1 protein-coding gene is annotated in these 465 nt (G+C 53.1%); it reads left to right on the top strand.

All coding sequences use genetic code 11. The features are described 5' to 3' along the window. The coding region (locus tag F7Q90_RS25995) for a glucan biosynthesis protein (RefSeq protein WP_211369710.1) at positions 1-465 on the top strand (465 nt) is incomplete at both ends.

Genomic DNA, 465 nt, shown 5'->3' with positions numbered 1-465 from the left:
AGGCGGCGTTTGCGGCGGAATCTGATATTGCGGATGGTAAAATTGTCCGTTTTGATTTTCCTGGTCTGCAATCAATGGCCCAGGCGTTAGCGAAAAAACCCTGGGACGGCGCGCCGAGACCGTTGCCGGATACGCTCGCCAATCTGACGCCGCAGGCATATAACAGTATCCAGTATGACGCGGCGTATTCTCTCTGGAACAACGTTGCCAATCGACAGCTCGATATACAGTTTTTCCACGTAGGAATGGGGTTTCGCCGTCGAGTACGTATGTTTTCCGTTGATACGACAACTCATCTTGCTCGCGAGATTCACTTTCGCCCGGAACTGTTTAAATACAACGATGCCGGCGTCGATACGGCGCAACTGGAAGGGCAGACCGATCTCGGTTTCGCCGGTTTCCGTGTCTTTAAAGCGCCGGAACTGGCGCGGCGCGATATTGTCTCTTTCCTGGGTGCCAGTTATT

The organism is Pantoea stewartii subsp. stewartii, from assembly GCF_008801695.1.
Lineage (GTDB): Bacteria > Pseudomonadota > Gammaproteobacteria > Enterobacterales > Enterobacteriaceae > Pantoea > Pantoea stewartii.
Note: the sequence above shows the minus strand (reverse complement) of the source record. Positions and strands in the feature narration are given on the sequence as shown.